This is a genomic window from Microbacterium sp. FW305-3-2-15-F-LB2 (assembly GCF_058787255.1).
The window spans coordinates 1504401-1527685 of record NZ_JBYSZO010000001.1 but is presented as its reverse complement, the minus strand read 5'-3'; the positions used below and the strand labels follow the sequence as shown (position 1 = coordinate 1527685).

At 70.6% G+C, this 23285-nt stretch carries 19 protein-coding genes; 17 read left to right on the top strand and 2 right to left on the bottom strand.

The window, feature by feature from the left end; genetic code table 11:
• Positions 1 to 13: 13 nt before the first annotated feature.
• Both AC3WLZ_RS07415 and AC3WLZ_RS07410 read right to left on the bottom strand, forming a co-directional pair.
• The gene (locus tag AC3WLZ_RS07415) at positions 14 to 895 is read right to left on the bottom strand and encodes a shikimate dehydrogenase (protein ID WP_492469611.1); all 882 of its coding nucleotides are present in this window, start codon (positions 893 to 895) and stop codon (positions 14 to 16) included.
• A gap of 115 nt (positions 896 to 1010) precedes the next feature.
• Entirely contained in the window at positions 1011 to 1643 is a 633-nt protein-coding gene (locus AC3WLZ_RS07410; protein WP_412924445.1) for a TetR/AcrR family transcriptional regulator, read from the bottom strand.
• 50 nt (positions 1644 to 1693) lie between these two features.
• Here AC3WLZ_RS07410 and AC3WLZ_RS07405 point away from each other — a divergent pair, with 50 nt between their 5' ends.
• The 17 genes from AC3WLZ_RS07405 (at position 1694) to AC3WLZ_RS07325 (ending at position 23245) form a co-directional block, all read left to right on the top strand.
• Positions 1694 to 3520, top strand: coding sequence for a sugar phosphate isomerase/epimerase and 4-hydroxyphenylpyruvate domain-containing protein (locus AC3WLZ_RS07405; protein ID WP_492469610.1), 1827 nt, complete (start codon positions 1694 to 1696; stop codon positions 3518 to 3520).
• Between the two features lie 13 nt (positions 3521 to 3533).
• Positions 3534 to 3992: a type II 3-dehydroquinate dehydratase gene (locus AC3WLZ_RS07400; protein ID WP_412924443.1), complete on the top strand. Its 459-nt coding sequence runs from the start codon at positions 3534 to 3536 to the stop codon at positions 3990 to 3992.
• Positions 3993 to 4073: 81 nt separating this feature from the next.
• Entirely contained in the window at positions 4074 to 4634 is a 561-nt protein-coding gene (efp, locus tag AC3WLZ_RS07395; RefSeq protein ID WP_412924442.1) for an elongation factor P, read from the top strand.
• Between the two features lie 2 nt (positions 4635 to 4636).
• A complete protein-coding gene (gene nusB, locus AC3WLZ_RS07390) occupies positions 4637 to 5047 on the top strand; it encodes a transcription antitermination factor NusB (protein ID WP_412924441.1) in 411 nt (136 codons plus the stop codon).
• Positions 5048 to 5300: 253 nt separating this feature from the next.
• Complete coding sequence (locus AC3WLZ_RS07385; protein WP_492469609.1) at positions 5301 to 8249, top strand: DEAD/DEAH box helicase; 2949 nt, start codon at positions 5301 to 5303, stop codon at positions 8247 to 8249.
• An 82-nt stretch (positions 8250 to 8331) separates the two neighbouring features.
• Positions 8332 to 9906, top strand: coding sequence for a Rieske 2Fe-2S domain-containing protein (locus tag AC3WLZ_RS07380; RefSeq protein WP_492469608.1), 1575 nt, complete (start codon positions 8332 to 8334; stop codon positions 9904 to 9906).
• A 206-nt stretch (positions 9907 to 10112) separates the two neighbouring features.
• The gene (gene pyrR / locus AC3WLZ_RS07375) at positions 10113 to 10643 is read left to right on the top strand and encodes a bifunctional pyr operon transcriptional regulator/uracil phosphoribosyltransferase PyrR (protein WP_412924438.1); all 531 of its coding nucleotides are present in this window, start codon (positions 10113 to 10115) and stop codon (positions 10641 to 10643) included.
• On the top strand, positions 10640 to 11608 hold the full coding sequence (locus tag AC3WLZ_RS07370; RefSeq protein ID WP_412924437.1) for an aspartate carbamoyltransferase catalytic subunit: 969 nt from the start codon (positions 10640 to 10642) through the stop codon (positions 11606 to 11608). The genes pyrR and AC3WLZ_RS07370 overlap by 4 nt, the downstream gene beginning before the upstream one ends.
• The gene (locus tag AC3WLZ_RS07365) at positions 11605 to 12927 is read left to right on the top strand and encodes a dihydroorotase (protein WP_492469607.1); all 1323 of its coding nucleotides are present in this window, start codon (positions 11605 to 11607) and stop codon (positions 12925 to 12927) included. Before AC3WLZ_RS07370 ends, AC3WLZ_RS07365 begins: the two co-directional genes overlap by 4 nt.
• Entirely contained in the window at positions 12924 to 13424 is a 501-nt protein-coding gene (locus AC3WLZ_RS07360) for a PH-like domain-containing protein (protein WP_492469606.1), read from the top strand. The genes AC3WLZ_RS07365 and AC3WLZ_RS07360 overlap by 4 nt, the downstream gene beginning before the upstream one ends.
• On the top strand, positions 13421 to 14593 hold the full coding sequence (gene carA, locus AC3WLZ_RS07355) for a glutamine-hydrolyzing carbamoyl-phosphate synthase small subunit (RefSeq protein WP_492469605.1): 1173 nt from the start codon (positions 13421 to 13423) through the stop codon (positions 14591 to 14593). Before AC3WLZ_RS07360 ends, carA begins: the two co-directional genes overlap by 4 nt.
• Complete coding sequence (gene carB / locus AC3WLZ_RS07350) at positions 14586 to 17873, top strand: carbamoyl-phosphate synthase large subunit (protein WP_492469604.1); 3288 nt, start codon at positions 14586 to 14588, stop codon at positions 17871 to 17873. Before carA ends, carB begins: the two co-directional genes overlap by 8 nt.
• Positions 17870 to 18730: an orotidine-5'-phosphate decarboxylase gene (gene pyrF, locus AC3WLZ_RS07345; protein ID WP_492469603.1), complete on the top strand. Its 861-nt coding sequence runs from the start codon at positions 17870 to 17872 to the stop codon at positions 18728 to 18730. The genes carB and pyrF overlap by 4 nt, the downstream gene beginning before the upstream one ends.
• Positions 18723 to 19637, top strand: coding sequence for a guanylate kinase (gmk, locus tag AC3WLZ_RS07340; RefSeq protein ID WP_412924431.1), 915 nt, complete (start codon positions 18723 to 18725; stop codon positions 19635 to 19637). Before pyrF ends, gmk begins: the two co-directional genes overlap by 8 nt.
• A 68-nt stretch (positions 19638 to 19705) precedes the next feature.
• A complete protein-coding gene (rpoZ, locus tag AC3WLZ_RS07335; protein WP_055837405.1) occupies positions 19706 to 19960 on the top strand; it encodes a DNA-directed RNA polymerase subunit omega in 255 nt (84 codons plus the stop codon).
• Between the two features lie 93 nt (positions 19961 to 20053).
• Positions 20054 to 21247, top strand: coding sequence for a methionine adenosyltransferase (gene metK / locus AC3WLZ_RS07330; protein ID WP_492469602.1), 1194 nt, complete (start codon positions 20054 to 20056; stop codon positions 21245 to 21247).
• Between the two features lie 15 nt (positions 21248 to 21262).
• Complete coding sequence (locus tag AC3WLZ_RS07325; protein WP_492469601.1) at positions 21263 to 23245, top strand: primosomal protein N' family DNA-binding protein; 1983 nt, start codon at positions 21263 to 21265, stop codon at positions 23243 to 23245.
• The last annotated feature ends 40 nt before the right edge of the window (positions 23246 to 23285 follow it).

The following is a 23285-nucleotide window of genomic DNA, read 5'->3' as shown; positions in this document are numbered from 1 at the left end:
GGACGTGTGCTCCTTAGCGGGCGAGGACGTCGCCGGCGGCGACGAGGTCGAGGAAGTGCGCGGTCATGCGGTCGGGGTTGGGTCGCGTCCCGGTGATGAGGGCGAAGGCGTCGACGGCCTGGTGGACCGCCATGCGTCCGCCGCTCAGGGTGCGGCAGCCACGTTCGCGCGCCGCGATCAGCAGCTCGGTGTCGAGCGGCCGGTAGACGATGTCGGCGACCCAGAGGTCGGGTCGCAGCAGGTCGGCATCCAGGGGGAGTCCGGGGTGCTCCGCCATGCCGATCGGTGTGCAGTGCACGAGTCCGTCGGCTCCGGCGAGGACCGCGGCGAGATCGGCGGGGGCGGCGGCTGCGACGACGGCGGCCGGATGCCGCGCCGCCAGGTCGTCGGCGAGTGCCCCCGCGCGCTGCGTGTCGAGGTCGACCACGGTGAGGTGCGCCGTGCCCGAACGCAGCAGCGCGTCGGCGACGGCCGACCCGGCCCCGCCTGCGCCGAGCTGGACGACGCGGTCGGTGGCGGCATCCGGAAGCCCCTCGCCGAATGCCGCGGCGAAGCCGGTCGTGTCGGTGTTGTAGCCGATGCGTCCGGCGGGCGTGAACAGCACCGTGTTCACGGCGCCGAGCGCTGCGGCTACGGGGTCGATCCGATCGAGATGGGCCAGGACGCTCTGCTTGCACGGGTGCGTGACGTTGACGGCGTCGTAGCCGAGGCGTTCGGCCCACGCGAGGACGTCGCCGATGCGCTCGGGCTCGATGCCGAGGGTGGGGAGGTCGATCGGCCGGTAGACGTAGGTCAGACCGAGCGCCCGCGCCTCGGCCATGTGCATCGGCGGGGTGAGCGAGGGCAGGACCCCCGCGCCGATGAGGCCTACGAGGTAGGGGTGCGAGTCGATCACGGTACTCCTTCGTCTCCGGATCCCGGTCGGCGACGCTCTCGCGTTATGTACTAACCGGTACGTTCACAGAAAAGCACGACGAGCGACGCGTGTCAACAACGCGCGTCGACGCGCGTCAGGCCGCGGGGGCGGTGAGCCACCCGACGACGACGTCGCCGATGACCGTCCGCAGGTGGGCACGACGAGCGGGCTCCGCGAGATCCACGTCGAAGAGGTGGCCGAACGTGTAGCGGTTGGCGACCTGGAAGACGCAGTAGGCGCTGATGACCAGGTGCACGTCGATCGCTTCGACGTCCTCGCGGAAGAGTCCGGCGGCGCGACCGCGCTGGAGGATCTCGTCCAGAACGTCCTGCGCGGGCTTCGACGCCTCGCGCAGACCGTCGATCTGACGGATGAACTCGCCGCGGTGGATGTTCTCGATCGCGACGAGCCGGATGAACGCGTCGTGCTGCACGTGGTGATCGAACGTGACCTCGGCGAGCGCGCGCACAGCTTGGACGGGGTCGGAGTGGTCGACGTCGATGCCGCGTTCGGCCTCACGGATGCCGCGGTACGCCTCTTCGAGGACCGCCCGGTACAGGCCTTCTTTGCCGCCGAAGTAGTAGTAGATCATGCGCTTCGTCGTGCGCGTGCGGGCCGCGATCTCGTCGACACGGGCGCCGGAGTAGCCGTCTTCGGCGAAGACCTCGGTGGCGACGGCGAGGAGCTCGGCGCGGGTGCGCTCGGCGTCTCGGCGGACCTCGGGCATCGGCCCAGACTAGTGGACGGGCTATGTACCGGATGGTACATTCGGCGCCCATGAAGACCTCGATCGCGACCGTGTGCGTCAGCGGGACTCTCGTCGACAAGCTGCACGCCTGCGCCGACGCCGGTTTCGACGGCGTGGAGATCTTCGAGCCCGACCTCCTGGCGGCTCCCGAGAGCCCCGAGGAGATCGCCGCCCTGGCCGCGCGTCTCGGGCTGAGCCTCGACCTGTACCAGCCCCTGCGCGACGTCGAGGGCGTCGACGAGGAGACGTTCAGCGGCGTGCTCCGACGAGCCGAGGCGAAGTTCCGCCTCATGCGCCGCCTGGGCATGGATCTCGTGCTGTGCTGCAGCAACGTCGCGTCGGCGACGATCGACGACGACGACGTCTCGGCCGGCCAGCTCCGGCGCCTCGGCGACCTCGCCGAGCGATATGGCATCCGGATCGCCTTCGAGGCGCTCGCGTGGGGCCGCTTCGTCGACGACTACCGTCGCGCGTGGCGCATCGTCGAGAAGGCCGACCACCCCGCCGTGGGGATCTGTCTCGACTCGTTCCACATGCTCTCGCGGGGCCACGACCCCGCAGGCATCGCGGACATCCCCGGTGACCGGATCTTCTTCGTGCAGCTCGCCGACGCGCCGCTGCTGACCCTGGACGTGCTGTCGTGGAGCCGCCACCACCGGCTCTTCCCCGGCGAGGGAGGCTTCGACCTCGCCGACTTCACCGCTCGCGTGGTGGCGGCGGGATACACGGGCCCGTGGTCGCTGGAGGTCTTCAACGACACGTTCCGGCAGACCGACCCCCGACGCACGGCTCTGCACGCGCGGCGGTCCCTCCGGTGGCTCGAGGACGCGGTCGCCCGGATCGCCCCGGATGCCGTCGCCGAGCGCCCCGACATCGAGATGCTGCCCGATTCGGCGGCGCCGTCCGAGGTCGACTTCGTCGAGATCCTCGCCGAGGACACGTCCGACGTGGAGGAGCTGCTCGCTCAGCTCGGCTTCACCCCGCGCGGTCGCCACCGCACGAAGCCCGTCACGCTCTGGACCGCGGGGGAGGCCCGAGTCATCCTCAACGAGCAGCACGCCCGCGGCCGCGTGCCGCAACTCGCCGCGATCGGTTTCGAGGTCGACGACGCCGAGGCGGTCGACCTGCGCATGCACGACCTGCGGGTGCCGCGGGCGTACCGGCGCACCTACGCCAGGGAAGAACGGCTCGACGGCGCGGTGGCGCCCGACGGCACCGAGGTCTACTGGGCGCAGGCGGCCGATGAGGGCGACCCCGCGTGGGTGAGCGAGTTCGAGCACGGCGAACCGCCGCGCGAGAGCCCGATCCTCGGTGTCGACCACATCAGCCTGACTCAGCCGTGGCAGGTGGTGGAGGAGTCGACCCTGTTCTACACCGCCGGGTTCGCCCTGACCCTCGACAGCCGTACCGACGTTCCAGGACCCCAAGGGCTGGTCGAGAGCCGCGTGCTCACCGCCCCCAACGGAGCGATCCGCATCCCGCTGAACGTGGCGCCGCCGATCCTCACGGAGCGGGGGAGCGAGAAAGGATCCGTTCTGCCGCAGCACGCCGCGTTCCGCTGCACCGACGTGCGCGCACTCGCTCGCGCGTCTCGCGCTCGCGGGTTCCGTGCCCTGACCATGCCGGCGAACTACTACGACGACATCGCCGCCCGCTTCGACCTGCCGGACGGTTTCGTCGAGGAGCTGCGCGACCTGCACCTCGCCTACGACCGGGATGCCGAGGGCGAGTACCTGCACTTCTACACACGGACCATCGGCGAGGTGTTCCTCGAGTTCGTCGAGCGCATCGGCGGGTACAGCGGCTTCGCGGCCGGCACGGCGCCGGTGCGACTGACCGCGCAGCGGGGGCGCTGATAGCGTGCCTGGGGTGAGCACGCCGCGCCGCCTCCTCCTCGTCAACGGTCCGAACCTCAACCTGCTCGGGACGCGCCAGCCCGAGATCTACGGACGCGACACCCTCGCCGACGTCGAGCGCGTCACGGCCGAAGCCGCCGGTCGCCACGGGCTCGAGCTCCGCGCGATCCAGAGCAATCACGAGGGTGTGCTCCTCGACGCCATCCACGCCGCCCGCCTCGACTGCGCCGGCATCGTGATCAACGCCGGGGGGCTCACGCACACGTCCGTCGCGCTCCGTGACGCTCTGGCATCCGTGGCGCTTCCCGTCGCCGAGGTGCACATCTCCAACATCAAGGAGCGCGAGAGCTTCCGGCACTTCTCCTACATCGAGGAGGTCGCGGTGGTCCACGTCATCGGGGAGGGCGTTCCCGGGTATGCGCGCGCCGTCGACCTGCTCGTCGACGTCATCAGCGGCCGCGCCGACGGCTGAGCGACCCATCGCGTAGACTGGATCGCTGGGCGAGCGCCGACGCGACGCCCCACCGACTCACGAAACGGAACATCGAAGCTCATGGCATCCACCGCAGACATCAAGAACGGCGTCGTCCTGAACATCGACGGTCAGCTCTGGAGCATCGTGGAGTTCCAGCACGTCAAGCCCGGCAAGGGCGGCGCGTTCGTCCGCACGAAGATGAAGAACGTCATGTCGGGCAAGGTCGTCGACAAGACGTTCAACGCCGGCGCCAAGATCGACATCGAGAACGTCGATCGCCGCGACTTCACCTACCTCTACAACGACGGCGAAGGCTTCGTCTTCATGGACGTGGCCGACTACGACCAGATCACCGTAGGCGCCGCGACGGTCGGTGACGCCGCGAACTTCCTGCTCGAGAACCAGCAGGTGCAGATCGCGCTGAACAACGGCAACCCGCTCTACATCGAGCTTCCCTCGTCCGTCGTGCTCGAGGTCACCTACACCGAGCCCGGCCTGCAGGGCGACCGCTCGTCGGCCGGCACCAAGCCCGCCACCGTCGAGACCGGCTACGAGATGCAGGTCCCGCTGTTCCTCGAGACCGGCACCAAGATCAAGGTCGACACTCGCACCGGCGAGTACCTCGGCCGCATCAGCTGACCTTGAGCGCCCGTACCAAGGCGCGCAAGCGCGCCCTCGACATCCTCTTCCAGGCCGACGTTCGCGGTGAGGAACTCCCCGTCATGCTGGCCGTCGAGGCCAAGCGTGCAGCGTCCGAGCCCGATCGTCAGGCGTCGTGGCTCTACGCCCGCGACATCGTGGACGGCGTCATCGACAACCGCGACGTGATCGACGAGCAGATCACGACGTTCGCGAAGGACTGGTCGCTCCAGCGCATGCCCGCCGTCGACCGTGCCCTCCTGCGGATCGGGACGTGGGAGATCCTGTACAACGACGAGGTGCCGACCGCGGTCGCGATCGACGAAGCGGTCGAGCTCGCGAAGGAGTTTTCGACCGACGACTCCGGCTCGTTCGTGCACGGCGTCCTCGCCCGGATCGCCCGCTCGTCCTGAGTTCCGCCGACGTGTTCCGACGCGGCTCGCGTTCCTCGCGGGTCGCGTGGTGGCGTGTGCCGACGCGCACGGGCAACCGGCGGGCGTCGCGACCTCCTCGTCCGCCGATAAACGCGGTCCGTGACGAGAAACGCGAGGGCAGCCCGTTTCTCGTCACGGACCGCGTTTATCGAGGCTCACACCTCCTCGTGACCCCGACACCGGATCGGGGCGGAAGCCCGGCGATGTCGGACCTTCGCGGCAGGATCGCGGCATGAGCGACTGGCGCGGCCTCCTGCCCGACGCCGAGCGTCCCGGCTTCGAGCCTCTCGCCCTGGGCGTCGAGCTGCGCCAGCGCGAGGCATACGACCCGGCGCGGTGGGAGGCACGGTCGATCGATCCGGTCACGCCCCGCATGCTCGCGCGGCGGCAGGAAGACCTGCAGCTCGTCGCGCGACCGCTCGTGCGCGGCGCGCGCGAGACGTGGATCCGGGCGGATGCCACGTGGGACACGGTCCGTCGATCCACCGGCCGCTTCGATCCCGCCCACGTCGGGTGGTTCGCCGAACTCCACGCCCTCGCACAGGCGATGCGCACGACGGGTCCGTTCGTCGCGGCCAGCGACACCGTCGGCCTGGACGCGATCACCTCGCCGCTGCTGTGGCCGCACCTTCGCGCGGCGAGGGACCTCGGCATCCCTCTCGTGTCGATGCATCCGCAGCAGAGCGTCCGGCTCGCGGAGGAGGCGACCGCGCGCGTGTCCGTCGAGCCCGGCGACGGCGGCGCGCTCCGCCTCGCGGCCGCGATCGCGATCGAGGGTCAGGCGATGGATGCCGGTTCCGTGCGGCCCCTCGGAACGGCGGGGGTGTTCACGTTCGAGATCGACCGCGATCCGGTGCCGCTCGTCCTCGCCCCTGTCGCCCTGCCGTCGCCCCTGCCGTCGCTGCTGACCGACGGGCCGGTCATCGTACCGCCGGAGGACGCGGGGGAGTTCCTCGCCGACACGTACCCGAGGCTCGCGCGTCGAGTGCCGCTTGCCGTCGCCCCGGGTGTCCCCGCTCCGCCGCCTCCGCTGCCCGTTCTCGAGGTGACCGCGTCGTACCTCGACGAGGAGGCCGTCGAGTACGCGCTGGACTGGGTCTACCCGGGCGGCATCCGCGCCGCCTACGGCACTGCCGCGGACGGCGAGCGCGACGCCCACGCCGAGACCGAGATCGCGGGCCGGGTCGAGGCGACCTGGACCGAGCGGGTCGACCTGCCCCTGCGGGCACGGGCGATGCTCCGCGACGCCGACGCGGCGGTCTTCGCGACGCGGCTGCTGCCCGCCCTCGACCTCCTCGCCGACGTGCGGGTGGTCACGCGCGGAACCGTCCCGGGGTTCCGCGAGCTGCGCGGAGATCCGTCGCTGACGATCACCGCCGTGCCGTCTCCCGACCGCGACTGGTTCGACCTCGGCATCGTGGTGGTCATCGACGGGCGCACGATCCCGTTCGGAACGCTCTTCGCCGCGCTCTCGCGCGGGCGCACACGGATCAAGCTCTCGGACGGGGCGTGGTTCTCGCTCGCCCATCCGTCGCTGCAGCGTCTCCGGGATCTGCTCGAAGAAGCAGCCGAACTCGACGAATGGGAGACGGGCCCGCGCATCCCGCGACGGCACCTCGCATTGTGGAGCGACTTCGAGGACCTCGCGGATGAATCCGCCGCCGCGGTCGAGTGGCGCGACCTCGCGCGGGCGCTGCGCGACGTCTCCGAGGTGCCCGCCGTCGCCACGCCGCCGGGGTTCCTCGCGGAGCTGCGGCCGTATCAGCGCGACGGCCTGTCGTGGCTCGCGCTCCTGCACGCGCACAAGCTGGGCGGCATCCTGGCCGACGACATGGGCCTGGGCAAGACGGTGCAGATCCTCGCGCTCATCGCGCACGCGCGGGCGGCGGGCGAACGTCGGCCGTGGCTCGTGATCGCGCCCACGTCCGTGCTACCGACGTGGAGCGCCGAGGCCGCGCGGTTCGCGCCCGGGTTGCGCGTCGTGACCGTCGAGGCCACCGCCGTGCGTCGAACGCGCACGATCGCTCAGCTCGCCGGGGGAGCCGACATCGTCGTCGCCCCGTACGGCGTGGTCCGGACGGATGACGCCGAGTTCGCCGTGCCCGAATGGGCAGGCGTGGTGCTCGACGAGGCGCAGTTCGTGAAGAACCCCGCGACCCGCATCCACCGTGCCGTGGCCGCGCTGCGGGCCGATTCGGTGTTCGCGGTCACCGGCACGCCGATCGAGAACGGACTCGACGATCTGTGGGCGCTCCTGGCGCTGACCGCCCCGGGCCTGTATCCCTCGGCGCGACGCTTCCGCGAGGAGTACGTCCGCGCGATCGAGCAGCTCCCCTCCGACGCCCCCACCGAACTCTCCGCCGCCGCGGCCGCCGAACACCGACGCGGCAGTCTGGCGCGCCTGCGCTCGCGCGTCCGTCCCTTCCTGCTGCGCCGCACGAAGGACGTCGTCGCCGCCGACCTGCCGCCGAAGCAAGAGCAGACGATCGCGGTGCCGCTCGCGCCCGCGCACCGCGAGCTGTACGACCGCGTGCTGCAGCGCGAGCGTCAGAAAGTACTCGGGCTCCTCGACGATCTCGACCGTCAGCGCTTCATCGTCTTCCGCTCGATCACCTTGCTGCGGATGCTCGCGCTCGCCCCGGGCCTCCTCGACGAGCGCGACGCGCCCCTCGGATCGGCGAAGCTCGACGTCCTGCTCGAGCGTCTCGTCGAGGTGGCATCCGAGGGGCATCGCGCGCTCGTCTTCAGCCAGTTCACGTCGTTCCTCGATCTGGCGGCGGAACGCCTGGATGCCGCCGGCCTCGCCTACGCCCACCTCGACGGGTCGACCACCCGGCGCGGCGAGGTCGTGGAGGGATTCCGCGGGGGAGACGCCCCGGTGTTCCTCATCAGTCTCAAGGCGGGCGGTTTCGGGCTGACGCTCGTGGAGGCCGAGTACGTCTTCCTGCTCGACCCGTGGTGGAACCCCGCCGCCGAGACGCAGGCGATCGACCGCACCCACCGCATCGGACAGACCAACAGCGTCTTCGTGTATCGCCTCATCGCGGCGGGAACCGTGGAAGAGAAGGTACTCGAGCTCCAGCAGCGCAAGGCGGCCCTCTCGCGGGCGGTGCTCGACGACGGCGAAGCGTTCGCGAACGCGCTGGATGCCGATGACATCCGAGGAATCCTCGCTGGGTGATCGGTTGACGCGGCGCGCGGCCCGGGCGAGCGCGCGACCGGCCCGCGGGTAGACTCGACGGGTTCTCACGGACAGGAGCGACATGAAGATCACCGGCCTCGGCCACGCGGGAATGTTCATCGAGACCGCGGGCGGCAGCATCCTCTGCGACCCCGTGATCGGTCCGAGCTTCTTCGGCTCGTGGTTCCCGTTCCCCGACAACCGCGCGCTCGACTGGGAGCGCTTCGGCCAGGCCGACTTCCTCTACATCTCGCACCGCCACCGCGACCACTTCGACCCGGCGATGCTCGAGCGCTACGTGTCGAAAGACATCAAGGTCCTGCTGCCCGAGTATCCGACCGACGACCTCGAGAACGACCTCCTGGCCCTCGGCTACACCAACCTCGTCCGCACCGAGGCGGGTGTCCCGCTCCAGTTCGGCGACCTGAAACTCATGGTCACCCCGCTCCGCGCCCCCTCCGACGGCCCCATCGGCGACTCGTCGCTGTCGGTCGATGACGGCACGGCATCCATCCTGAACCAGAACGACTCGCACCCCCTCGACCTCGCGAAGCTGATGTCGTTCGGCACGCCCGACGCCTACTTCACCCAGGTCTCCGGCGCGATCTGGTGGCCCATGGTCTACGACCTGCCCCAGGACTCCAAGCAGCACTTCGCCCAGCTCAAGCGCGACGCGCAGAACAAGCGGGCGATGCACTACATCGAGAAGGTCGACGCGGCGCACGTCTTCCCCATGGCGGGCCCGCCGATGTTCCTGCGCGAAGCGCTGTTCCGGTACAACGGCACGGGTCTCGACGACGACTCGATCTTCACCGACCAGCGCGAGTTCCTCGCCTACATGAAAGAGCAGCGGCCCGACCAGAAGGGCTACCTGTTCCTCCCCGGCACCGAAGTCGAGGTCCAGGGTTCCGACGTGACGGTGACCCAGACGCTGTACAGCGACGCCGAGATCGACCGCATCTTCGGCGACAAGTGGGACTACCTCGCCGAGCAGCGCGACAGCCGGCAGGCCGAGATCGAGGCGGAAGAGGCATCCCGGGCCGAGATCATCCCGCCGGACGAGATGCTCGCGGCTCTGAAGGCGTGGTGGGAGCCGCTGCTGCGCCGCGCGCGCACGATCCGCAACGGCGTCGGTGGCATGGTCCGGTTCCGCATCGGCGAGCTCGACATGGTCGTGGACTTCCCGAAGGCGAAGCTCCGCGAGTACGCCGGCGAGGAGTGCATCTACTGGTACACGATCCCCGCCGACCTCGTCTCGACGAACATCCGCGACCACGAGATCGACTGGTCGAACTCGATCTTCCTGTCCATGCAGTTCGAGGTGGGCCGTTCGGGCAAGTTCAACGAGTTCCTCACGACGTTCCTCAAGTGCCTGTCGCGCGACCGCATCGAGTACGTCGAGAACTGGTATGCCGAGCAGTCCGATCAGACCGAGGATGCCGAGATCGACGGCTGGACCGTGCAGCGTCGCTGCCCGCATCTGCGCGCCGACCTCACCATGACCGGCAAGATCGAGGACGGCATCCTCACGTGTTCGCTGCACGACTGGAAGTGGGACCTCGCCTCGGGCCGCTGCCTGACGACGACCGGTCACCCGATCCGCTCGACGCCGTCGGGACTGGCGAAGGAGAAGGCCGCCGAGATCGCCGCGGGCTGAATCACCGCACGAGCGGAGGAGAATTCGTCGCGGGAGGACCGCATCCGCGGCTTCCATCCTCCGCCCGCCGAATCTCCTCCCTAGGCGGTGGCTCACCTCCTGCACAGCCCGGCGCACCCGGCATCCGTTCTCCACACCCGCTACACTCGAACCGGAACCACAGCAACCTTTAACCCCGTCCCGTGAGGCGGAGAAGGGAGCAGCGGATGAGTACGCGCACCGTCATGCACGATGCCGATATCGCCCGCGCTTTGACGCGAATCTCCCACGAGATCCTGGAGTCCAACAAAGGACCGGAAGGACTCGTCCTCCTCGGGATCCCGACGCGCGGTGTCACCCTCGCCGATCGCATCGCCCCGCTGATCAGCGAGTTCGGGGGAGCGGCCGTGCCGGTCGGCGCCCTCGACGTGACGATGTACCGCGACGATCTGCACCGCAATCCCACGCGGGCACCGCAGGCGACGCGTATCCCCGCGGGCGGGATCGACGGCAAGGTCGTCGTGCTCGTGGACGACGTGCTGTTCTCGGGCCGCAGCATCCGGGCCGCCCTCGATGCTCTGCAGGACATCGGGCGCCCCGCCGCCGTGCGGCTGGCGACCCTCATCGACCGCGGCCACCGCGAGCTGCCCATCCGCCCCGACTTCGTGGGCAAGAACCTCCCGTCGGCCCGGGACGAGCGCGTGAACGTGCGTCTTGCCGAGGTCGACGGCATCGAGGAGGTGACGATCGAGTCATGAGGCACCTCCTCGACACCCAGCACCTCACGCGCCCCAAGGCGCTCGAGATCCTCGACGTCGCCGAAGACATGGCCGACACCCAGCGCCGCGAGGTCAAGAAGCTCCCGACGCTCCGCGGCAAGACGGTGGTGAACCTCTTCTTCGAGGACTCCACCCGCACCCGCATCTCGTTCGAGGCGGCCGCGAAGCGCCTGAGCGCGGACGTCATCAACTTCTCGGCGAAGGGCTCGAGCGTCAGCAAGGGCGAATCGCTGCAGGACACCGCCCAGACCCTGCAGGCGATGGGGGCGGATGCCGTCGTCATCCGCCACGGAGCCTCCGGCGCCCCGCGGACCCTCGCCACCAGCGGTTGGATCACCGCCGGGGTCGTCAACGCCGGTGACGGCACCCACGAGCACCCCACGCAGGCGCTCCTCGACGCGTTCACGATCCGCAAGCGCCTGTTCGGCGACGACAGCCGCGGCCGCGGGCTCGACGGCATCCGGGTCACGATCGTCGGTGACGTGCTGCACTCCCGCGTGGCCCGGTCGAACGTGTGGCTCCTGCACACCCTCGGCGCCCACGTCACCCTCGTCGCGCCGCCGACGCTCGTCCCGCAGGACGTGAGCGGATGGCCGGTCGAGGTCGACTACGACCTCGACCACGCGATCGCGGAGGGTCCCGACGCCCTGATGATGCTTCGCATCCAGCTCGAGCGGATGAGTGCCGCGTATTTCCCGACTGAACGGGAGTATTCCCGACGGTACGGACTCGACGCGCGGCGCCTGGACGCGCTGCCGGACGGTAGCATCGTTCTACACCCCGGCCCGATGAATCGCGGTCTGGAGATCTCCGCCGAAGCCGCCGACTCGCCGCGCTCGACGGTTCTCGAGCAAGTCGCGAACGGCGTCTCCGTGCGCATGGCCGTGCTGTACCTGCTGCTGGCGGGCGCGCGGACCGACTCCGAGAAAGAGGACCTTCGATGAGCCACGCCCCCTCCCACACCCTTCTGGTGCGCGGCGCGCGGATCGAGGGACGGGATGCCACCGACCTCCTCGTGCGCGACGGCGTCATCGCCGAGACCGGTACGGGGCTCTCGCACGCCGGAGCCACGGTCGTGGATGCCGACGGGCTCATCGCCCTGCCCGGACTCGTCGACCTGCACGTGCACCTGCGCGAGCCCGGCTACGAAGCGTCCGAGACGGTGGAGACGGGATCGCGCGCGGCGGCGGCGGGTGGCTTCACCACCGTCTTCGCCATGCCGAACACCTCGCCCGTCGCCGACACCGCCGGCGTCGTCGAGCAGGAACTCGCGCTCGGCGAGGCCGCGGGCTTCGTGCACGTGCAGCCGATCGGTGCGGTCACGGTCGGGCAGAAGGGCGAGCGTCTCGCCGAACTCGGCGCCATGGCCGACTCCCGCGCCCGCGTGCGGGTGTTCAGCGACGACGGCTTCTGCGTCTTCGACCCGCTCATCATGCGGCGAGCGCTCGAGTACGTGAAGGCGTTCGACGGCGTGATCGCGCAGCACGCGCAGGATCCACGGCTCACCGAGGGCGCGCAGATGAACGAGGGCGCCGTGTCGGCGGAACTGGGGCTCACCGGGTGGCCCGCCGTCGCGGAGGAGTCGATCATCGCGCGCGACGTGCTGCTCGCCGAGCACGTGGGTTCGCGTCTGCACGTGTGCCACCTGTCCACGGCCGGGTCGGTCGACATCATCCGGTGGGCAAAGAAGCGCGGCGTGAACGTGACCGCCGAGGTGACGCCGCACCACCTGCTGCTGACCGACGAGCTGGTGCGCGACTACGACGCGCGGTTCAAGGTCAACCCGCCGCTGCGTCGCGAAGAGGACGTCCTCGCCGTGCGCGAGGGCCTCGCCGACGGCACGATCGACATCGTGGCCACCGACCACGCCCCGCATCCCGCCGAGGCGAAGTCGTGCGAGTGGGCCGCTGCCGCGAACGGCATGGTGGGCCTGGAGAGCGCGCTGCGCGTCGTCCACCAGGCCATGGTCGAGACCGGGCTCCTGGAGTGGACCGACGTCGCCCGTGTGATGTCCCGTACCCCGGCGCGCATCGGTCGTCTCGACGGCCACGGCACGCCGGTGGCCGCGGGCGGATCCGCGAGCTTCACGCTGTACGACCCGCGCCCGGCCCGAACGTTCGGCATCGACGACCTCCGCGGTCGCAGCAAGAACTCGCCGTACCTGGGTCGCGAGCTGCCCGGAGAGGTCCGCTGGACCGTGAACGCCGGCATCCCCACCGTCGTCGACGGCGCCGTGCTGGACGCCCCGGGGGTGCTCGCGTGACGCGCGAGGGCGCCCTGCTGGTCATGGCCGGTGTCGCCGTCGCGGTGCTGGTCGTCCTGGCCGTGGCCTGGCTCCGACGAACGCGGCGCGATGCGCGCTACTCCGCCCCGGTGGGAGAGCTCCCCGACGGCGCCGTGGAGACGGGCGTGTTCACGGGCCTGTACGTCGCGACCACGCGTCACGGCGAACCCCTCGAACGCCTCGCGATCCGCGGCCTCGGGTTCCGCTCCCGCGTGGACGTCACGGTCACTTCGGCCGGGATCGCCCTCGACCTGCCGGGCCAGCCCCGCATCGCGCTCACCCGTGACCGCCTCGTCGACGCGGCTCAGGCGACGGTCGCGATCGACCGCGTGGTCGAGCGCGACGGCTTGACGCGCGTCAGCTGGCGCATCGACGACGACACCGTCGTCGACACCTACCTCCGACCCCAGGATGCCTCGGCCCGATCCCTCGCCGACGCCATCCGTCCGCTCATCTCGACAGGAAGCGACGAATGACCGCCCTGATCTCCCCTCCGCGCATCTCGCGCGAACCCGCCGTCCTGGTGCTGGAAGACGGCACCCGTTACCCCGGCCGCGCCTACGGTGCGCGCGGCGAGACCTTCGGCGAGGTCGTGTTCGCCACCGGCATGACCGGGTACCAGGAGACCCTCACCGACCCCTCGTACGCGGGCCAGATCGTGCTGCAGACCGCCCCGCACATCGGCAACACCGGTGTCAACGACGAAGACCCCGAGTCCCGTCGCATCTGGGTCGCCGGATACGTGGTGCGCGACCCCTCGCGCGTCGTCTCGAACTGGCGCGCCAACCGCTCGCTCGATGACGCCCTCGTCGAGGACGGGATCGTCGGCATCTCCGGCATCGACACGCGCGCGCTCACGCGTCGCATCCGCTCCTCGGGCAGCATGCGCGGCGGCGTCTTCTCGGGCGACGCGGTGAGCCTCGACGAGGACGAGCAGCTGCGTCGCGTCCTCGCCGCCCCCGGGATGGCCGGGCGCAACCTGTCGGCCGAGGTGTCGGTCACCGAGGTCGAGGTCACCCGTGCGACGGCCGAGCGCATCGGCAACCTCGCCGTGCTCGACCTCGGTGTCAAGCAGTCCACGATCGACAACCTCGCCGGCCGCGGGTTCGACGTGCACGTCTTCCCGCAGTCCGCGACGATCGAGGAGATCCGCGCGATCGAGCCGGTCGCGGCGTTCTACTCCAACGGCCCGGGCGACCCGGCCGCGAGCGACCAGCACGTCGAGCTGCTCCGCGCGGTGCTCGACGACGGGCTGCCGTTCTTCGGCATCTGCTTCGGCAACCAGCTGCTGGGCCGTGCCCTCGGCTTCGGCACCTACAAGCTGCCGTTCGGTCACCGTGGGATCAACCAGCCGGTGCTCGACAAGACCACGGGCCGCGTCGAGATCACGTCGCAGAACCACGGTTTCGCCGTCGATGCGCCGCTGGACGCCGTCATCGACAGCCCGCACGGCTACGGCCGGGTCGAGGTGAGCCACATCGGTCTCAACGACAACGTGGTCGAGGGCCTGCGCGCCCTCGACATCCCGGCATTCAGCGTGCAGTACCACCCCGAGGCCGCCGCCGGCCCGCACGATGCCAACTATCTGTTCGACCGCTTCCGCGACATGGTGCTCGCGACCCAGGAGACGAAGAAGAATGCCTAAGCGCGACGACATCCACTCCGTCCTCGTCATCGGCTCCGGCCCGATCGTCATCGGTCAGGCCTGCGAGTTCGACTACTCCGGAACCCAGGCCTGCCGCGTCCTGCGCGAAGAGGGCGTGCGCGTGATCCTGGTCAACTCCAACCCGGCGACGATCATGACCGATCCCGACTTCGCCGACGCGACCTACATCGAGCCCATCACCCCCGAGGTGATCGAGACGATCATCGCGAAGGAGAAGCCGGATGCCATCCTCCCCACCCTCGGTGGGCAGACGGCTCTGAACGCGGCGATCCAGCTGCACAAGCGCGGCATCCTCGAGAAGTACGACGTCGAGCTCATCGGCGCCGACTTCGAGGCGATCAACAAGGGCGAGGACCGCCAAATCTTCAAGGAGCTGGTCATCGAGGCGGGCGCCGACGTCGCGGCATCCGTCATCTGCCACTCCATGGAGGAGCTCCTCGCCGGTGCCGAGCAGCTCGGCTACCCGTTGGTCGTGCGTCCCTCCTTCACGATGGGCGGGCTCGGCTCCGGCTTCGCGTACGACGAGGCCGACCTGCGGCGCATCGGCGGGGCGGGTCTGCACGACTCGCCCACGCACGAGGTGCTGCTCGAGGAGTCGATCCTCGGGTGGAAGGAGTACGAGCTCGAGCTCATGCGCGACACGGCCGACAACACGGTCGTCGTCTGCTCGATCGAGAACGTCGATCCCGTGGGCGTGCACACCGGCGACTCGATCACGGTCGCGCCGGCCCTGACGCTCACCGACCGCGAGTACCAGAAGCTGCGCGACATCGGCATCGACATCATCCGCGCCGTGGGCGTCGACACCGGTGGCTGCAACATCCAGTTCGCCGTCGACCCGAAGTCCGGGCGCATCATCGTCATCGAGATGAACCCGCGCGTCTCCCGTTCGTCGGCCCTGGCGTCGAAGGCGACGGGCTTCCCGATCGCTAAGATCGCCGCGAAGCTCGCGATCGGCTACCGCCTCGACGAGATCCCGAACGACATCACCAAGGTCACTCCGGCGAGCTTCGAGCCGACGCTCGACTACGTCGTGGTGAAGGTGCCCCGCTTCAACTTCGAGAAGTTCCCCGCCGCCGACACGACGCTCACGACCACCATGAAGTCCGTCGGCGAGGCCATGGCGATCGGCCGCAACTACAGCACGGCCCTGCAGAAGGCGCTGCGCTCGCTCGAGAAGCGCGGGTCGAGCTTCCACTGGGGCGAGGAGTCCCGGTCGGTCGACGAGCTCCTCGAGATCTCGAAGACCCCCACCGACGGACGCATCGTCGTTCTGCAGCAGGCGCTGCGCTTCGGCGCCACGCCCGAGCAGGCCTTCGACGCCACCGCCATCGACCCGTGGTTCATCGACCAGATCGTCCTCATCAACGAGGTCGCCGAGATGATCCGCGAGGCCGGCGAGCTGGATGCCGAGACCCTGCGCCTCGCCAAGGAGCACGGCTTCAGCGACGCCCAGATCGCGCAGATCCGGGGCCTCGAGGAGGCCGAGGTGCGCGGCATCCGGTACGCCCTGGATGTGCGTCCGGTGTACAAGACCGTGGACACGTGCGCGGGGGAGTTCCCGGCGCTCACGCCGTACCACTACTCCAGCTACGACTGGGAGACCGAGGTCACGCCGTCCGACCGCACGAAGGTCGTCATCATCGGCTCGGGCCCGAACCGCATCGGTCAGGGCGTCGAGTTCGACTACTCCTGCGTGCACGCCTCGTTCGCGCTGTCGGAGGCCGGCTACGAGACCGTCATGGTCAACTGCAACCCCGAGACCGTGTCGACCGACTACGACACGAGCGACCGGCTGTACTTCGAGCCGCTGACCCTGGAAGACGTGCTCGAGGTCCTCCACGCCGAGAGCCGGTCGGGCACGATCCTCGGCGTCGTCTGCCAGCTCGGCGGCCAGACGCCCTTGGGCCTCGCGAAGGGCATCGAAGCCGCCGGCTACACGATCCTCGGCACGAGCCCCGAGGCCATCGACCTCGCCGAGGAGCGCGAGCTGTTCTCGCGTCTGCTCGACGAGGCCGGTCTCGTCGCGCCGCGCAGCGGCACCGCGATCGACGTCGAGGGCGCCGTGACGGTCGCCGAGGAGATCGGGTACCCGGTCCTCGTGCGCCCGAGCTTCGTGCTCGGCGGTCGGGGCATGGAGATCGTCTACTCCACCGAAGCCCTGCGGGACTACTTCGTGCGCGTGGCCGACCAGGCCATCATCGGCCCCGGGCTGCCGCTGCTGGTCGACCGCTTCCTCGACGACGCGATCGAGCTCGACGTCGACGCGCTGTACGACGGCACCGACCTGTACATCGGCGGCGTCATGGAGCACCTCGAGGAGGCCGGCATCCACTCCGGCGACTCGTCGTGCACGCTGCCGCCCGTGAGCCTCGGACGCACCGAGGTCGACCGGGTCCGCGAGGCGACCCTCGCGATCGCCAAGGGCGTCGGCGTCCGGGGTCTGCTCAACGTGCAGTTCGCGATCTCGGCCGGCGTGCTCTACGTCATCGAGGCGAACCCGCGCGCGAGCCGCACCGTGCCGTTCGTGTCGAAGGCGCTCGGCATCCCGCTCGCGAAGGCCGCCAGCCGCATCATGGCCGGCTCCACCGTCGCCGAGCTCATCGCCGAGGGTCTGCTGCCCGAGAGCGACGGATCGCGCGTGCCGCTGGATGCTCCCGTGGCCGTGAAGGAGGCCGTGCTGCCGTTCAAGCGGTTCCGCACAGCCGACGGACGCACCGTCGACTCCGTGCTCGGTCCAGAGATGCGCTCGACCGGTGAGGTCATGGGCATCGACCGCGACTTCCCGACCGCGTTCGCGAAGTCGCAGGAGGCCGCGTACGGCGGCATGCCCACCTCGGGCACGGTGTTCATCTCGGTCGCCGACGCCGACAAGCGCGCGGTGATCCTGCCGGCCCACCGGCTGCAGGAGCTCGGCTTCGAGCTCATGGCCACCGAGGGCACGGCCGAGATCCTCGCCCGCAACGGCATCCGCGTCCAGGTCGTCGAGAAGTACTCCGAGACGCAGGGCTCCGGCCAGCGGAACGTGGTCGACCTCATCAACGCCGGCGAGATCGACATGATCGTCAACACGCCGAGCGGGGGCACGGCGCGGGCCGACGGGTACGAGATCCGCGCCGCGGCCGTCGCCGCCGACAAGGCGCTGTTCACCACGATGGCCGTGCTCGGCGCGGCGGTGAGCGCGCTCGGCGCGATGAAGAACGGGTTCGACGTCCGCAGCCTCCAGGAATACGCGGTCGACCGCGCGGGCCGCCTGTGAGCGAGACGTTCGGTCAGCGGCTGGCGACAGCCCTCGAGACCCACGGCGCGCTCTGCGTCGGCATCGACCCCCACGCCGCCCTGCTGTCGGCGTGGGGGCTGGATGCCACACCCGAGGGCGCCCGCGAATTCGGTCTGCGCGTGGTCGAGGCCGCCGCGGGCCGGGTGGGCGTCGTCAAGCCGCAGGTGGCGTTCTACGAGCGCTACGGCTCCCGCGGCTTCGCCGCCCTCGAGGACGTCATGGCCGCCGCCCGCGCGGCGGGCCTCCTCGTCATCGCCGACGCCAAGCGGGGAGACATCGGCACCACCATGGAGGGCTACGCCTCGGCCTGGCTCGAGCCCGGTTCACCCCTGGAGGCGGATGCCGTGACCCTGACGCCGTACCTCGGCGCGGACTCGCTGCGCGAAACGCTCGCGGTCGCCCTGCGGGCGCGCAAGGGCGCGTTCGTCCTCGCCGCCACGAGCAACCCCGAAGCCCGCGCCGTGCAGAGTGCCATCGTCGACGACGCTCTGGCCGTCGGCGACCACGAGCACGTCGCCGCGCGCGTGGCGCACGACGTCAACGAGGCGAACCTCGGGCTTCCCGGGGCGCTCGGGTCGATCGGCGTCGTCGTCGGGGCGACGGTGGATCGCGCAGCGTTCGGCCTCGGTGACATCACGCTCGCCGGGATGCCGATCCTCGCTCCCGGCTTCGGGGCGCAGGGGGCCGACCCCGCCGACCTCGGCCGCCTGTTCGGCTACGTCGCCAAGGCGGTGGTGGCCAACGAGAGCCGCAGCGTCCTGGCCGTCGGTCCGGCGCGGCTCGCCGACCGGATCACGGCACGCGCCGACCTGTACCGGGAGGCGCTCAATGACTGATCCCCGCCGTCCCCCCGAGGTAGATCGGGCTGCAGCCTCCCGCCGGGCGGTCGCCGCCCGCCGGGAGCGCGCCGCCCTCAAGCGCGACGTCTCCACGCGCGTCATCACCCCGCAGGAACTCCTCCGTCGCGGCCTCGCCGACCCCCTGTCCGCGGCCGGGGCGATGCGCGTGACCGAGTTCCTCACCGCCATCCCCGCGATCGGGGAGAGCAAGCGCGACCGCATTCTCGTCTCGCTGGGCATCTCCCCGGTGAAGCGCCTCGGGGGCCTCGGATCGCGGCAGCGCGACGCCCTGCGCGCGTACCTCGACGCACGGTGGCCGGAGCCCGGGCCGCGCGAGGGACGCAGCCGCCTCGTGGTGTTGGCCGGCCCGACAGCCGTCGGCAAGGGCACGGTCGCCGCGTACATCAAGGAGCACTTCCCCGAGATCCACCTCTCGGTCTCGGCGACCACTCGCGCTCCGCGCCCGGGGGAGGTCGACGGCGAGCACTACTTCTTCGTCGACGACGCCGAATTCGACCGGTTGGTCGACGAGGGGGAGCTGCTGGAGTGGGCGACGGTGCACAACACCCACCGCTACGGCACGCCGCGCGAGCCGATCGAACGCGTCCTCGCCGACGGCGGCACCGCGCTGCTGGAGATCGATCTGCAGGGTGCCCGTCAGGTGCGCGCGGCCGATCCGTCGGCGACGCTCGTGTTCCTTCTGCCGCCGAGCTGGGACGAACTCGTCCAGCGTTTGGTCGGCCGCGGGACCGAGGATGCCGAGGAACGCGCCCGCCGCCTGCGCACCGCGCGCACCGAGCTGGCGGCCCAGAACGAGTTCGACTACCGGGTCGTCAACGACGAGGTCTCGCGCGCCGCGGCCGAGGTCGTGGCCCTCGCCGCACGACGCCCCGGCGTCGGATAGAATACGAGGATGCTTCGGCGCCGACGGGCGCCGCATCCACCCCATCCCGCCGAACCAGGAGGTTCCCCATGGCCGGACGTGACAAGGGCATCATCGACCCGCCCATCGACGCGCTGCTCGACAAGGTCGACTCGAAGTACCAGCTCGTGATCTACGCGTCCAAGCGCGCGCGCCAGATCAACGACTACTACTCCGACCTGCACGAGGGCAACCTCTTCGACAACGTGGGGCCGCTCGTCGACTCCACCGTCGAGGACAAGCCGCTCACCATCGCACTGCACGAGATCCACGAGGACAAGCTGCGCCTTCGCGCCGCCGAGTGATCCGTTCACAGATGTGACGATGCCCCGGGCGGCTGTCCGCCGTCCGGGGCATACTTGTGCTCGTCCCCAGCCCGAAACCCACCGGGAGTCGTCTTGACCGACCTGCGCCTGTTCACGTCCGAGTCCGTCACGGAAGGACACCCCGACAAGATCTGCGACCAGATCTCCGACCGCATCCTGGATGCGATCCTCAGCGAGGATCCGACGGGGCGCGTCGCCGTCGAGACCCTCGTGACCACGGGGCTCGTGCACGTCGCGGGTGAGGTGTCGACGAGTGCCTACGTCGAGATCCCGGCGATCGTCCGCGATGTCGTCAACCGGATCGGGTACACCTCCAGCGACACCGGCTTCGACGGCGAGTCGTGCGGCGTGAGCGTGTCGATCGGCGCGCAGTCGTCCGACATCGCCGCCGGCGTCAACAAGGCGTTCGAGCAGCGCGAGCGCGGCTCGATCGACCCGCGCGACCTGCAGGGTGCCGGTGACCAGGGCATCATGTTCGGCTTCGCCACGAACGAGACGCCGCAGCTCATGCCGATGGCGGCGTGGACGGCGCACCGCATCGCCGAGCGACTGACATCCGTCCGCAAAGACGGCACGCTGCCGTTCCTCCGCCCCGACGGCAAGACGCAGGTCACCCTCGGCTACGACGGTCACACGCCGCGGACGGTCGACTCCGTCGTGCTGTCGACGCAGCACCACCCCGACATCTCGCAGGAAGAGCTGCGCGCGCTCGTGCAGGCGGAGGTCATCGACCCTGTGCTCCGCGACACCGGACTCGAACTCCCCGACGTCCAGTACTACATCAACCCCGCCGGGCCCTTCGTGATCGGCGGCCCCAAGGGCGACGCGGGCCTGACCGGCCGCAAGATCATCATCGACACGTACGGCGGCGCCTCGCGTCACGGCGGCGGAGCCTTCAGCGGCAAAGACCCGTCCAAGGTCGACCGCTCGGCCGCGTACGCGATGCGTTGGGTCGCGAAGAACGCCGTCGCAGCCGGTCTCGCCGACCGCCTCGAGGTGCAGGTGGCGTACGCCATCGGCAAGGCGAACCCCGTCGGCCTGTACGTCGAGTCGTTCGGCACCGCGCACGTGGCCGACGAGACGATCGTCACCGCCATCCGCGAGGTGTTCGACCTCCGCCCCAAGGCGATCATCGACCAGCTCGACCTGCTCCGGCCGATCTACGCGCAGACGGCGGCGTATGGGCACTTCGGCCGCGAGCTGCCCGATTTCACGTGGGAGCGCACCGACCGCGTCGACGAGCTGCGCGCCGCCGCCGGTCTCTGACATGGGGGCGCGCGCGTGAGCGCCCGCCGGGTCGCTCGGGTGCAGCTGGACTCCCCGGTTCCCCAGCTCGACCGCCTGTTCGACTACGCCGTCCCGCACCCGCTGGTGGCGGACGTCGCACCCGGCGTGCGGGTGAAGGTCCCGCTGCGGTCGGCGGGGCGGATGATGGATGCCTTCGTCGTCGAGGTCGTGGCCGACGACGGCACCGAGCGTCCGTTGTCGTCGGTGGAGAGCGTCGTGTCGACGATGCCTGTCCTTCCTGAGCGCCTGTACCGGCTGGCGCGCAAGGTCGCCGACCGCGCCGCCGGGTCGGTGAGCGACGTGCTGCGTCTCGCGGTGCCCAAGCGCATGGTGCGAGCCGAGAAGGCCTGGCTCGCCGCCCCTCCGCCCGAGACACCCTCGGTCTCGGCCGACGCGCTCGCGCGCGCCGACACGCTGCTCGCACCCTACGTGGGCCTCATCGACGCCATCGACGGCGGCGAGCGCCTCGCCGTCGACGCGCCTCCGCACCCCACGGGCGATCTGCCCCGCGGGGCGTGGGCGGATCTGCTCGCCGCCGCGGCGGCGCACACGCTCGCACGGGGGAGGAGCGCCGTGCTCGTGGTCCCCGACTACCGCGACCAGGCGCAACTCATGGCGGCGCTGGACGACCTGGTACCGCCTGAGGCGATCGTGCGCGATGACGCCGATCAGTCCGGCCCGGTCCGCTACGGGCAGTACCTCCGTACGCTCGCCCCGGTTCCGGTGATCGTCGTGGGCCGACGTTCAGCGGTGTACGCGCCCGCCCACGACACGGGCCTCGTGGCGCTGTGGGACGACGGTGACTCGCTGCTCGCCGAGCCGCTGGCCCCAGGAGTGCACGCACGCGACGCGGCGCTGGTGCGACAGGAGCTGGAGGGTTCGGCGCTCGTCTTCGCGGGCCACACGCGCTCCACCGACGTCCAGCGTCTGGTCGAGGTGGGCTACGTCCGCGAGTCGGCGCCGGCGCGGCGCCAGAGTCCCCGCGTCGTGCTCAGCGCGACGCGCGAGGGGGAGTCGCGGACCGCGCGCGTGCCGTCGTCGGCGTTCGCGGCGGCGCGCGAGGCGTTGGCGCACGGCCCCGTTCTCGTGCAGGTCGCGCGTCCCGGATATGCGCCGTCGCTCGTGTGTGCGGACTGCCGCCGGCCGGCCCGGTGCGCGCACTGCGCGGGGCCCCTGCGCGCCGCGCGGCCGGGCGCCGTTCCGGTGTGCGCGTGGTGCGGACGCAGCGCCCACGCCTGGACCTGCGGGCACTGCGGTTCGGTGAAGCTGCGCATGGCGTCCTCGGGCAGCGAACGGACGGCCGATGAGCTGGGCCGCGCCTTCCCGAACACGCGCGTGATCATCGCCGACGGCGCGCACCCGGTCGCCGAAGTGGATGCCACTCCCGCCCTGGTCATCGCGACGCGCGGGGCCGAGCCTCTCGCGCGCGGCGGGTATCGCGCGGTGATCCTCCTGGACGGCGACCGCATGCTGCAGAACGAGGCGCTGCGCGTGGGCGAGCACTGCCTGCGCTGGTGGTCGAACGCCGCCGCCCTCGCGGCCCCCGGCGCTCCCGTGCATCTCGTGGGCGTCGCGGGCCCGGTGGCGCGAGCGCTCGCGACGTGGACGCAGCCCGCGTACGCGCGCGCCGAGTTGGTCGACCGCGCACCGCTGCGGATGCCGCCGGCCGTCCGCGTCGCGAGCGTCGAGGGACACGCCCGGAGCGTCGACACCCTCCTGACGGAACTCCGCGAGGCCGTTCCCGACCTCGATGCGCTCGCCGTCCTCGGTCCCGTCGACACCTCCACGGTCCCCGACGCCGCCACGTCCCGCGCACTCGTGCGGTTCGACTACGCCCACGGGCGGGCCGTCGCGGACGCCCTTCGCGCGAGCGTCATCGCCGATGCCCTCCGCGCCCGCAAGTCGACCAAGGACAAGGGCCCGAGACCCCGGAATACACTCAGAGTGCGACTCGACCTTCCCGAGCCCGACCTCTGAGCGCCGCCGCCCGGTCCCACCCACCCGCATCCGAAGCGTG

What these genes read in the sequence shown, in the direction of transcription:
- pyrR (WP_412924438.1), top strand. Translation starts at nt 10,113, where the DNA reads ATGAGTACGCGCACCGTCATGCACGATGCCGATATCGCCCGCGCTTTG.
- AC3WLZ_RS07380 (WP_492469608.1), top strand. Translation starts at nt 8,332, where the DNA reads ATGAAGATCACCGGCCTCGGCCACGCGGGAATGTTCATCGAGACCGCG.
- gmk (WP_412924431.1), top strand. Translation starts at nt 18,723, where the DNA reads ATGACTGATCCCCGCCGTCCCCCCGAGGTAGATCGGGCTGCAGCCTCC.
- AC3WLZ_RS07365 (WP_492469607.1), top strand. Translation starts at nt 11,605, where the DNA reads ATGAGCCACGCCCCCTCCCACACCCTTCTGGTGCGCGGCGCGCGGATC.
- rpoZ (WP_055837405.1), top strand. Translation starts at nt 19,706, where the DNA reads ATGGCCGGACGTGACAAGGGCATCATCGACCCGCCCATCGACGCGCTG.
- AC3WLZ_RS07410 (WP_412924445.1), bottom strand. Translation starts at nt 1,643, where the DNA reads ATGCCCGAGGTCCGCCGAGACGCCGAGCGCACCCGCGCCGAGCTCCTC.
- AC3WLZ_RS07370 (WP_412924437.1), top strand. Translation starts at nt 10,640, where the DNA reads ATGAGGCACCTCCTCGACACCCAGCACCTCACGCGCCCCAAGGCGCTC.
- carA (WP_492469605.1), top strand. Translation starts at nt 13,421, where the DNA reads ATGACCGCCCTGATCTCCCCTCCGCGCATCTCGCGCGAACCCGCCGTC.
- efp (WP_412924442.1), top strand. Translation starts at nt 4,074, where the DNA reads ATGGCATCCACCGCAGACATCAAGAACGGCGTCGTCCTGAACATCGAC.
- AC3WLZ_RS07385 (WP_492469609.1), top strand. Translation starts at nt 5,301, where the DNA reads ATGAGCGACTGGCGCGGCCTCCTGCCCGACGCCGAGCGTCCCGGCTTC.
- carB (WP_492469604.1), top strand. Translation starts at nt 14,586, where the DNA reads ATGCCTAAGCGCGACGACATCCACTCCGTCCTCGTCATCGGCTCCGGC.
- AC3WLZ_RS07405 (WP_492469610.1), top strand. Translation starts at nt 1,694, where the DNA reads ATGAAGACCTCGATCGCGACCGTGTGCGTCAGCGGGACTCTCGTCGAC.